The following is a 10,943-nucleotide window of genomic DNA, read 5'->3' as shown; positions in this document are numbered from 1 at the left end:
TCCCCCTCGACCCCCCCCGGGCGCCCCCCCCCCCCCCGGCGCCGGTAAAGCCCCCCCCCCTCCCGCCCCCCCTGGCCCCCCGCCGCGGGCCCCCCCGGGCGGGGGCCCGCCCTACGTGGGGCCCCCCCCCCCCCCGGCTCGGCATGAAATGGTCGGCACATCGGTCTGCGGTCAGCGGGAACTGATCAGCAGACCGGGTACGACGGTCCGGCCGGTGCGGAACTCGGTGTACGCCCACTGCTCGACGTCGGGCTGCGGGCCCACCGGGTTCAGTGTCACCTGCGCGTTCCCACCCCGCTGCACCGCGGACGGTGTGGTCAAGGTGGCGTTGCGCCGGTCGGCCTTCTCAGGGATGACGGTCACCCCGAGCCGGTAGGGAATGTCGGGCGACGTGGCCGTCTGGGCGTGCACGTAAGCGGTGTAGACGCCGGGTTCGGGGAAGAACCGGACGCTGCGCTCGTTGCTGTGCCACGACGCCCAGCTTCGGTCGACGAGTTTGCCGTCCTTGTAGAGGTAGAGGTCGAGATTGGTGTTGGGGTCGTCCGAGGCCGTCTGCACGACGAGTCCGGCCGCGCCGCGCGGCACGGTGATCTTCGTGCCTTGGGTACCCACCCCGCCGGGGGAGAAGACGCCGCCGCTGACGGAGGTCGTGAGCTTCTTGTCGGTCCAGGTCACGGGGGTGTACCCGGTGGTGCGGCCGGCCAGCGGGCCGGTGAAGCCGGGCTCCAGGAAGCCTTGGCCCTGCCCGCCGGTGCGGCCGAACTCGATTCCCGTGTCGTCGTACGGCCGCGGCGTGAAGCCCCACGGCCGGCCGGCGACGGTCAGCCGCACCCGGTGCTCGGCGCTCGTGAACACCAGTGAACCGGTGGTGTAGCGGTCCCAGGTCGCGGTGCCGCGCTCCAGCGTGATGGTCACCGTGGCGGTGGCACCGGGCTTCACCGAGATCGTCCGGGGGCTGACCGTCACCTTCATCCCGGTCAGTCCCTCGACGCGCGCCGTGTACGTCTCGGTCCGCGTGCCGACGTTGGTCAGGCGTCGCGTGAGGCGCACCGGCTTCGTCCCGTCGTACTCGCGCAGCGCGATCGAGGGCAGGTTGATCTCCTTGCCGTCCGGAGTCGCCGCGGAAGCGAAGGCGGTCAGTTCGGCTGCGGAAGGCTCGATCACCAGGCCCGGGTCGTCGGCGGACGAGGTACGGGGCATGCCGGAACCCTGCTGCAACGGGCCGGCCGTGCCCTGGGTGTCGCTCGCGGTGGTGCGCAGCGCCGAGGCGGTCGCACCGGGCGACCACTTCGGGTGCCGGGCGCGCAGCAGCGCGGCCATGCCGGCCACGTGCGGGGCCGCCATGGAGGTACCCGAGTACGCGTCGAAGAGACGCCCGCCGTCCATCGGCGAGACCGCCGCCACCACGTCGATGCCGTCCGCGACGAGGTCGGGCTTCTGCAGACCGGTGTGGACCTGGTCGGGGCCGTACGACGAGAGGCCGGCCACGCTGGGCAGTCCCACGAGGCTGCTGCCGTCCCCGCCTTCGACCAGCGACGCGGTCCCGTCAGTCCGGTGCGCCCACAGGTAGTTGAAGAGCTTGCCCGCCTGTTCGGCGCTCCACAGGTAGACGGTCGGGAAGTCGTAGATCACGTTGAGCCGCGTGTTGCCGGTCGACTGGAACAGCACCACGCCGACACCGCCGGCGGCCTTGACCGTCGCCACCGCGTCGACGGGGTCGATGAAGTCGCAGGCCACGATCTTGCCCTTGACCTTGGCGGGGTCGAGACTTCCGGACCAGCAGTACTGCGCGCCGTCGTCGAGCGATCCGGCCTGGTCGGCGAAGACGATGGGGGTGCTGCGACGGGACGGCAGCTGGTCCATCGACGTGCCGACGATGCGGGTGCCGTCGCCGAGCCGCACGGTCGCCTCGTGGGAACGCTCCACCGTCGCGCCCACCGTGGTCACCCATGGTTCGGCGTTGCTGACCATTCCGGACATGCCGTCGTTGCCGGCCGCCGCGGCGACGAACACGCCGGCGAGGTAGGCGTTGAGGAAGGCGTCCCCGATCGGGCTGTTGGGCTGGTAGTCGCCCATCGAGTTGCCGATCGAGTAGTTGATGACCTGGACACCGTCGGCCACCGCCGCGTCGATCGCCGCGATGATGTCGGCGTCCGTGCCCGAGCCGCCCCAAAGGGCCTTGTACACGGCGATGCGCGCGTCGGGCGCCACCCCGGAGATCGCGCCGTAGTCGTGCCCGAGGACCATCGCGTGCTTGACGGGAAGACCCGCCGCGGTCGAGGCGGTGTGGGTGCCGTGCCCGTTCATGTCGCGAGGCGAGAGGTTCTCCCCGTCGGGGAGCGAGCCGTAGGCGCTGAGCCACCCGTCGGCGAAGTACCGGGCGCCGACGATCTTGCCGTTGCAGGCGCCGGCGGGGAAGCCCTCACCGGTCTGGCAGGTGCCGTGCCAGCCCGCGGGCCGCGGCATGGTGGCGGCGAAGGAGGCGCTCTCCGGCCAGATGCCGGTGTCGATCACGCCGATGACCACATCGGAGCCATGGGCCGGTTTGGTCTGCGGCGCGGTCTGCGGAGCAGTCCGCGCCGGCGCCTGTGCCGGGGGCTGCGCCGCCTGCGTCGTCCCGGTCGTCGCCGCGTCGGCCTTCACGAGACGGGCCGGGGTGACCGCGGCGACGCGCGGGTCCTTGGACAGCTCGCCGGCCTGCGCGCCGGTCAGCTTGGCGGCGAAGCCGTTGAAGGCGGTGGTGTAGGTCCGCTGCGCCCGTACGCCGAAGTCGCCGAGCACGTCACGCTGCGCGTCGCCCAGGTGCTTGCGGTACTTCTCGGCCGCGGCCGAATGAGGCTGGAGCTCCTGCCCGGCCACCGGTCTCGTCGCCGCGAGTCCCTTGACGCCGCCCGTGTACGAAGTGACGGGCGCTTCCCGCAGCCGCACGACGTACTGCCCCTTGATGGTGTCGGGCTGCGCGGCGGTGTGCAGGGCGCCACCGCCCGTGAGGGCCGCTCGGGAGTGGTCGTACTGGCCCAGCTTCAGGTCCGGCAGCGGAGCGCCGGTCTGTGCCGCGGCCGGCCCGATGTTCCCCAAGCTGCTGAATATGGTGGCGAAAACGGTGATTGCCGACGCCGCGACGATTCGGCGTCGTCGTCGAAGGCTCGCGCTCGTGACCACGAGTCTCCTCCCATGAAGTTAACGGTGTGAATGTCCGTCACACCCAACCTCCAACCGATCACGCGAAGATCACATTCGAATGACGATCCGTCGCGCCCGGCGTTGCCGCGGCCGCCTGTTGGGGGTGTTTCGCCGCCGCGGGCGCGGTGGGTTCCCCGCGACGGGAACGGCGCCCGGTCGATCCCCGAGGTGCGGGGACTCGAGCCCCTCAAAGCCCTGAGCTGCACGAACTCGGATACGGGGGGTGGTGGTTCGGTCCGTGCTCCTGAATGCTGATCGCGGGGTTCTCGGGGGGCGGCACGTTGCCGAGGCCCTGAGCGACGTCCGCACCCGACTGCCTGTCGTTTTGCGGACAGGTGTCGGGATACCGACACCGAGAGCACGTTCACGGGTGACCGAGTGCACCAGCAGGGCGCCTGATCTAGCTCATCTGACGGCGCACCAGTTCGTGCAGCCGGCCGCCGGGGTTCGCCAGCAGGTCGGCGGGGCGGCCCTCCTCGACGACGCGGCCGTCCTCCATGACGACGACGCGGTCGGCGTCCATGACGGTGGAGAGCCGGTGGGCGATCACGACGCGGCTGGCGCGCAGCCGCCGGGTGCTGTCGATGACGGTGCGCTGGGTCTCGTTGTCGAGGGCGCTGGTGGCCTCGTCGAGGAAGAGGATGCGGGGCCGCCGGATCAGGGCCTGGGCGATCATCAGGCGCTGGCGCTGGCCGCCGGAGATGGTGCTGCCGCCCGCGATCATGGTGTGCAGGCCCATGGGCATGCGCTTGATGTCCTCGGCGAGACCGGCCATGGCGGCGGCCTCCATCGCCTCCTCCTGGGTGTGGACCTCGGCGCCGCAGATGCAGTCGAGGATCGAGCCGGTGAACGGCTGGGCGTTCTGCAGCACCACGCCGCACTGCCGGCGGACCGCGCCCTGGTCGAGCGCGGCCAGGTCCTGGCCGTCGTAGAGGACGCTGCCGGAGGCGGGCCGGTCGAAGCCGATGAGCAGGCGCAGCAGGGTGGACTTGCCGCAGCCGCTGGGGCCGACGATCGCCACGAACTCGCCGGGCCCGACCCGCAGGGAGACGTCGTCGAGGACGAGCGGGCCGTCGCCGGAGTAGCGGAAGGAGAGGTTGCGGGCCTCGATCGCGCCGGAGAGGACGCCCGGCTGGGTGCTGCCGCCGCGCACCTCGGGCGCCTCGTCGAGGATCGGCTTGACCTGCTCGTACATCGGCAGCACCGCCGCGGCCGACAGCAGCGCCCCGGTGAGTTGGGTGACCGAGGTCAGCAGCATGGTCATGGCGGTGCTGAAGGTGAGGAAGCCGGACGCGGACAGCGAGCCCCTGGCCGGGCCGGCCAGCAGCATGAACATGATGAGGGAGCACAGCGGCAGGTAGACCGCGTTGAGCACGGTGGTGATGTTCTTGATGCGGCCCGCGCGCTGCTGGAGTTCGCGGCTGCGGGCGAAGCGGCGGGCCCAGGCGGCGTAGGCGAAGCTCTCGGCGGCGGCGACGCGGAGCTTGGGCAGGCCGCGCAGGGTCTGGAAGGCCTCGTTGTTCAGCTGGTTGCCGAGCACCACCAGCCGTCGCTGCCAGCGCAGTTCCCACAGCCCGAGGCCGAGGAGCAGGGCCCCGATGACGACGAGCATGCCGAGGGCGGCGAGTGCGAGCGGGACGCTGTACAGGAGCAGCAGGACGAGGTTCATCGCGCCGACCGTCGTCGCCTGGACGGCGACCGGGCCCACTCCGGCGAGCACCCGGCGGATGGCGCTGATGCCCATCGCGGCACTGGCGAGCTCGCCGGTCGAGCGGCCGGCGAAGAACCCGGTCGGCAGGCGCAGCAGACGGTCCCACACGGCGGGCTGCAAGGTGGCCTCGATGCGGCCCTCGATGCGCAGCACGGTGAGGTTCTGCATCAGCATGAAGACGGCGCACACCAGGCCGGTGACGACGACGGCCAGGGCGCCTTGGACGATGAGCCCGGTCTCCGCGTCCGGTACGTACGTGCCCAGCACCTGTCCGGTCGCGATGGGCACGAACGCACCGAGGCCCACGGTGACGAGACTGCTCAGGACGAGGTTGCGCAGATCGCCCGCGGAGCCCCGGAGGCTGAAGCGCAGCAGCCGCGTCAGCCCGGTGCCGCGTTCGGGGAGCGGCCGGTAGAGCATGACCGCGCGCTCCTCGAAGTCCTCCGCGTTGTGGTCGGCGACCCGCACGCGGCTGCTGCCGCCGGGCCCGACCGCCTCGTAGCCGCCGCGCCGCCACAGCAGCGCCACCGGTGCGCCGGACGCGGCGCGCCGGCCGACCAGGGGGCCGGTGTTCTCCCGCCACCAGGCGTCGTCGAGCCGTACCGGGCGGGTGCGGATGCCGGAGGTGACGGCGACCCGCTCGACCGGGTCCATGCGGTCGCTGACCGCGCCGCTGCGCGACGGCGGGGTGAGGGTGATCCCGGCGGCCTCGGCGACCTGCCGGCAGACGGCGTACGTCGTGTCGTCGGAGGCCGCGGCGGTACGCGTGGGGGCCTTGCGGGAGGTGGCGATGGAGGCCACCAGATCGCGGTCGGCCTGCTCGCGGACGGCCTCCCCGGCCCTGATGCCCGCGGCCGTGCGGTCCTCGTGGGCGCGCTCCAGGCCCTCGATCCAGCCGTCCAGCGTCGACAGCAGCCGGTACTGCTGGTTGACCATGCTCTGCCACATCGCGCCGTCGAGGAGCAGGTCTCCCGCCGCCTCCGCGGAGTACGCGGCGCCGTACTGCACGCTCCCCGGAAGGACCGGCAGCCACAGGATGTCGTCGTCGGCGACGTGCTCGCCTTCCGTGGTGCGGCCGGTCAGCGGGGCCTCGTAGAGCACCCGCTGACTGCGTCCGACACCGAGCGCGAAGGCGTGCTCGAGCAGGCTGAGGGCGAGCTCCCGGGTGTCGTGGCCGGCGCCGTAGGGGCCTTGCTGCGCCCAGCCGTCGCCGTGCGCCGCCTGGTGCGGGTGCGGCCGGTACAGCTCGCGCAGCGGGACGTGGCGCAGGAAGCAGCCCTGCAGCGGGCGTCCGACGAGGGTGTGCCGGGGCCCCTCGACCGGGCCGAGGAGGAGGGTGCCGGGTTCCAGACGGCCCAGGTAGTGCCAGTGGCCCTGCTGGGCGGCGTCGACCGCGAACAGGTCGAGGGCGCCGGCCACCACGAGCCACAGCACGTGCGGGCCCTCCAGGGGCAGGCTGCGCAGGCCGGTGCAGTCGACGGGGCCGCCGAGCCCGCCGAGGGCGGTCAGGACCGGATCGCCGGCGGCGGTGCCGGGCTGTACGGGGATCACCTAGTGCTCCTTGACCAGGGCGGCGTACGCGCCGCCCGCCGCGATCAGCTCCTCGTGGCGCCCGCGCTCGACGACCGTGCCGTGGTCGAGGACCACGATCTCGTCGCTGTCGCGGACCGTGCTGAGCCGGTGCGCGATCACCACGCAGGCGCAGCCGCGGCGCCGCAGGTTGTCGATGATGACCTGCTCGGTCTCCGCGTCGAGGGCGCTGGTCACCTCGTCGAGCACCAGCACGCTGGGCCGCCGGACGAGGGCCCGGGCGATCTCCAGCCGCTGCCGCTGCCCGCCGGAGAAGTTGCGGCCGTCCTGCTCGACGTGACTGTGGACGCCGCCGGGGCGGCGGGCGACGACCTCGTACAGGCAGGCGTCGCGCAGCGCGGCCTCGACGTCCCCGTCGGGGATGGAGGGGTCCCACAGCGCGACGTTGTCGCGCACCGTGCCCTCGAAGAGGAAGACGTCCTGGTCGACGAAGGAGACGGAGGCGGCCAGGGCGCCGCGCGGGATGTCCTCCAGGCGCTGCCCGTCGATCCGGATCGTGCCCTCCCAGGGGCTGTAGAGCCCCGCGATCAGCCGGGAGACGGTGGACTTGCCGCTGCCCGAGCCGCCGACGAGCGCGACCTGGCGGCCGGGCGCGACGGACAGTGAGAAACCGGACAGCAGCGGCTTGTCGAGGGGGCTGTAGCCGAAGGTGACGTCCTCCAGCGTGACGTGGCCCTTCAGCCGGCGGGTGCTCGCCCCGGACTCGGGGCGCGCGTACAGCGAGTCGACGGGGAAGTTCTCGACGTCCTTGAGCCGCACCACGTCGGCGGCGAAGTCCTGGATGCGGCCGGCGACGCCGTTGAGCCGGGTGATGGGCGCGGTGAACCGGACGACCAGGGACTGGAAGGCGACGAGCAGGCCGATCGAGATGTGCCCCTCCACCGCCCGCAGCCCGCCGATCCACAGGATGAGCGCGCTGTTGAGCGTCGCGAGGGTCGGGGCGACGACCGACAGCCAGGCGCTGGGCACGCCGAGCCTCTGCTGCTCCTCCAGGGTGGCGGCGTGCTGTCCGGCCCAGCGGCGGAAGTAGCCGTTCTCGCCGCCGGTGGCCTTCATCGTCTCGATCAACTGCAGGCCGGTGTACGAGGTGTTGGTGAGCCGGGCGCTGTCGGCGCGCAGCTTCTGCGTCCGGGTGGCCCGCAGCCGTGTCACCACGCGCATGGCGACGGCGTTGAGCAGGGCGATCCCCACCCCGAGGACGGTGAGCTGCGGGTCGTACGTCCACATCAGCAGCGCGTAGAGCACGACGACGACGCCGTCGACGGCCGCGGCGGCCAGGTCGCGGGCGAGGGTCTCGGCGACCGCGTCGTTGGACTGCAGGCGCTGCACGAGGTCGGCCGGATTGCGCTGGGTGAAGAAGGTGACCGGCAGCCGCAGCAGGTGGCGCAGGAAGCGGGCGCTGCCGAGGGTGGAGGAGATGATCCGGCCGCGCAGCAGGTTGGACTGCTGGACCGCGGTGAGCGCGGCGGTGAGCGCCACCATCGCGGCCATCGACGCGAACAGCGTGCCCAGGAGCGAGGTCTGGTCGCCGATCAGGAACAGGTCGATGTACGTGCGGCTGAGCGCGGGCAGCGCGGCCCCGACCGCGACCAGCAGGAGGCTGGCCACCAGCGCGGCGAGCATGGTGCCGCTGGTGCCGCGCAGCCGGGCCGGGAGGGCGCCGAGGACGCCGGGCCTGCGGCCGCCGCGGTGGAAGTCCGGGCCCGGCTCGAAGGTCAGCACGACACCGGTGAAGCTGGTGTCGAAGTCCTCCAGCGGCACGAACCGACGCCCCTTGTCCGGGTCGTTGACGTGGACGCCGCGCCGGCCGAGGCGGCGGCCCATGCCGTCGTAGACGACGTAGTGGTTGAACTCCCAGAAGAGGACGGCCGGGGCGCGCACCTCGGTCAGGGCCGCGGTCTCCATCTGCATGCCCTTGGCCTGCAGGCCGTAGCCGCGGGCCGCCTTCAGCAGGTTGCTGGCGCGGGAGCCGTCGCGGGAGACGCCGCAGGCGATGCGCAGTTCCTCCAGCGGTACGTGCCGGCCGTAGTGGCCCAGCACCATCGCCAGGGAGGCCGCGCCGCACTCCACGGCCTCCATCTGCAGCACGGTGGGGGTGCGGACGCTCCGGGGCCTGCGGCCCGGCCGCTGCCGGCGGGTGCGTGCGGGCTCGGGGCGGTGTCTGCGGCGGCCGGCGGGCGGCAGCGGCCGCTGCTGGGGCCGGGCGGGCGCGGTCAAGGGAGCAGCCAATCGATCGGGCGCTGTGCGGCCAGGTGGACGGCGCCGGTGGCCAGGGTCATGGAGTCCAGCTCGTACGAGGGGCCGTCGCCCTTGGACCAGCGGTAGCCGGTCGGGGTGCGGGAGGAGGCGTCGAGCGTCACGACGACGGCCACCGGGCGTCCCGCGCGGGTGAGTTGCGCGGCGAGTTGCGGGTCGCCGAGGTCGGCGGCGATCTGCCGGGCGGTGCGCGAGGTACGGCCGACGGCCCGCACATGGCCGCGCAGCACCCCGTACCGGGCCTGGGGCGCGGACTCGACGGCGAGGTCCACCGCGGCGCCCACCGGCACCGAGGAGGCGCCGGTCGCCGGGACGTAGAGGGTCGCGACGAGCGGGTCGCCGGTGCGGGCGGCGCGTTCGACGGTCGCCACGTCCGCGCCGACGGTGACGACGGTGCCGATCGAGGCCACCAGGGCGCTGACCCGGCCCGCGGCCACGGTGCGGACGACGGTGTCGCCGCGCGGTGTGCGCACGCTGAGCAACGGGGCGTCGGCGGGCAGGCGCTCCCCTTCCTCGGCGAGGACCCGGGTGACCTGTCCGGCGACCGGACTCTGCAGGACGTAACTGCCCTGCCCGTAGCCGATGATTCCGGGCGCGCTCAATTTCGAGGACACGGAACCGTTTACCGCCCAGGAACTCGCGGCGGCCATCACGAGAATGGCGACGGAGAGCACGAGACGGCCCTGCGGGCGCGCGAAACGCACCGGGAGATCGAGTTCTTCCGGTGACTGGAGCTTGGCAAGGGCCTTTTGGCGAAACTGCACGGAACTCTTCCCTCAGCCGCATCCCTCGCCATTGGGACACAAGGCCTCAATGGCGTCCGCGGGCCCCGGAAGGGAGGCCTCCGGGACCCGCGGATCCATCAGTCTCAGAGACCCGCGATCAGGCCGGTGGCCAGGCCGGTCACAGCGCCGGTGTTGACGCCGGAGAGGCCCTCGACGGTGCCGACGACACCGGACACGGTGCCGGCGACCGGGGCGATCGACTCGACGGTGCCGGTGGCGTTGGCCACGAGCCCGCCCACGAGACCGCCGGAGACGTTGTCCAGGTCCGCGTCGGAGATCTCGCGGGTCTCAACCTGGGGGGTGAAGTCCATGGGGGGTTTCCCTTCGTGTGAACACATTTCATGTGGCGAATCATCAGGGGGGCAACCTCTTCGCCACGGCACGGGATACAAGCATGGGAGCAGGTGGGACGGCCAATTGGAGATTGCCGCGTTCGAATTTGGTTCGGATCCGCGGCTTCACCTGTGTGCCGTATTTCCCACGCCCCGGTGGCAATTCCTTCACAGACGGGCTTCCCGCCGGGGCTGCGGAACCGGGCACTCCTGATCAAACCGCGCGCACCGGCGGGGGATGTCCCGCGCGTACGTGCGGGCGTATGTCGCCCGCGTGTGCGGTGTGCAGATTTACCGAAGGTAATGTTCAGCCCTGCGCTTGAGCCGCTCCGCCCGCCCGTGACCAGGGCGGATCCGCGGCGCGCGGGACGTCGGGGCCCGTGACCGGAAGGGTTCAGCCGGTGGCGTCGGCGGCGGCCGACAGCCCGAAGTCGCAGAGCCTGCCGATGAGTTCCAGGGCGGTGTCCGTGAGGTCGGCGGCCTCGCGCGGGTCGTCGCAGGCGACGAGTTCCCGTCCGATCTCGGCGATCGTCGTCGTGAGCGCGATCAGCAGGGCGCGGTCGCCCGGCCGCTCCTGCGTGATCCCGAGCAGGGTCGCGTTGTGGCTGATCCAGGTCCGGAGGTTCTGCCGGCCCAGCAGGTCGAATCCCGGCGGGGTGTCCCCGGTGTAGAAGAGCCTGGCCATCTCCCGCCGCGCCCAGGTGTGCTCCAGGTAGGCGCGGGTGCCGGTGAGGAAGAGCGCGCGGGGCCGGTTCTCCCCGCTCTCGCGGAGCCGGGCCACCGCGCGGGCCGTGGTGTGGACCTGGGCGGTGCGGAACTCCTCCCACAGGGCCAGGAAGAGGTCCACCTTGCCGTCGAAGTGGTGGTAGAGCCCGCCGACGCTGGCGTCCGCGCGGCGAACCACCTCGGCGACGCCGGCCGCCGCGTACCCCGACTCCCCGAAGACCTCGCGGGCCGCCTTGAGCAGCGCCTGACGGGTGGTCGCCGCCCGGCCGGGCGTGGGGGCCCGGGGCGGGCCGGGCGGCCCACCCGGGGGGGGGGGGTCGGCGGGCGAGACGATGTGACGGACGTCACCGGGTCCGTAGC

General features: G+C 72.6%; 6 protein-coding genes. All 6 read right to left on the bottom strand.

Going from position 1 to position 10,943, the window contains the following annotated elements; translation table 11 throughout:
• Positions 1-171 precede the first annotated feature (171 nt).
• The gene (locus ACFV3E_RS14670; RefSeq protein ID WP_500535024.1) at positions 172-3,078 is read right to left on the bottom strand and encodes a S8 family serine peptidase; all 2,907 of its coding nucleotides are present in this window, start codon (positions 3,076-3,078) and stop codon (positions 172-174) included.
• 505 nt (positions 3,079-3,583) lie between these two features.
• A complete protein-coding gene (locus ACFV3E_RS14665; RefSeq protein ID WP_500535023.1) occupies positions 3,584-6,445 on the bottom strand; it encodes an NHLP bacteriocin export ABC transporter permease/ATPase subunit in 2,862 nt (953 codons plus the stop codon).
• The gene (locus tag ACFV3E_RS14660) at positions 6,446-8,701 is read right to left on the bottom strand and encodes an NHLP family bacteriocin export ABC transporter peptidase/permease/ATPase subunit (RefSeq protein ID WP_500535022.1); all 2,256 of its coding nucleotides are present in this window, start codon (positions 8,699-8,701) and stop codon (positions 6,446-6,448) included.
• On the bottom strand, positions 8,698-9,504 hold the full coding sequence (locus ACFV3E_RS14655; protein WP_500364338.1) for a hypothetical protein: 807 nt from the start codon (positions 9,502-9,504) through the stop codon (positions 8,698-8,700). The genes ACFV3E_RS14660 and ACFV3E_RS14655 overlap by 4 nt, the downstream gene beginning before the upstream one ends.
• A 104-nt stretch (positions 9,505-9,608) precedes the next feature.
• A complete protein-coding gene (locus ACFV3E_RS14650) occupies positions 9,609-9,836 on the bottom strand; it encodes a type A2 lantipeptide (RefSeq protein ID WP_499515114.1) in 228 nt (75 codons plus the stop codon).
• Between the two features lie 415 nt (positions 9,837-10,251).
• Positions 10,252-10,943: TetR/AcrR family transcriptional regulator (locus ACFV3E_RS14645; RefSeq protein WP_500535021.1), on the bottom strand; the 692-nt coding region annotated here is incomplete at its 5' end.

It is taken from the genome of Streptomyces sp. NPDC059718 (genome assembly GCF_042733315.1).
In the GTDB taxonomy this organism is placed as follows: Bacteria; Actinomycetota; Actinomycetes; order Streptomycetales; family Streptomycetaceae; genus Actinacidiphila.
Note: the sequence above shows the minus strand (reverse complement) of the source record. Positions and strands in the feature narration are given on the sequence as shown.